The organism is Rummeliibacillus sp. POC4, assembly GCF_003576525.1.
Classification (GTDB): Bacteria; Bacillota; Bacilli; order Bacillales_A; family Planococcaceae; genus Rummeliibacillus.
In genome coordinates this window covers 1-653 of sequence record NZ_QWUA01000136.1, presented here as the reverse complement: position 1 = coordinate 653, position 653 = coordinate 1, and the positions used below count along the sequence as shown (strand labels likewise).

At 36.6% G+C, this 653-nt stretch carries 1 protein-coding gene; it reads right to left on the bottom strand.

Going from position 1 to position 653, the window contains the following annotated elements; all coding sequences use genetic code 11:
- Window positions 1–471: 471 nt before the first annotated feature.
- The coding region (locus tag D1606_RS18915; protein WP_233548171.1) for a hypothetical protein at window positions 472–653 on the bottom strand (182 nt) is incomplete at its 5' end.

Here is a 653-nt window from a genome sequence, read left to right as displayed (position 1 = left end):
TCTAAATCCATGTTATTATGGGTACACATATGTTAATAAAAATCTCCCTTCTGTTCGCCATAAGGGAGTAAAAAAATCCCTAATGGTTTGGTTATTTCTCGACAATCTAATCTTACCATACTGGGATTTTTTTGTATATTTTTCTTTCAACACTTAAAACCACTTCAAACCCTTTCACACCAAGGGTTCATGGCAATTTCGAAAAATCTTGTTATTTCTATATGTATCGAGATAAGAAAAAACTCATTTTCGCTTCGCAAAAATTTCGTTAAAAACCATAAAAAACCTCCTGCTCAACGCAGGAGGTTTTTTATCTTTCCATTCCCCGATTTCGATTCCTCTGTTGTCTTTCATGTCGTTCCATTTTTCGATTCCATTCATTCACCTTATCTTCACTGACGTCAGAAGGCGCATACAATCCTTCTTAGGGAGTTTACTTGTTCTTCCTCTTCTTTACCTCCTAGAATCCTTTTAACGCTCTTGTGAGGGCTTGTATGGCTTTTTATATGCTTTTATGTGCTTCAAGTCATTTGAAAGCTTTAAACGGCTCTCAAACGTCTTAGAAAGGCTCTCAAGTCCTTTTGATTTCTTTTTGAGCTCTGTATTCCATTTCAATCCCAACCCGTACACCCCCGAGGAAGATACTCTTTTTT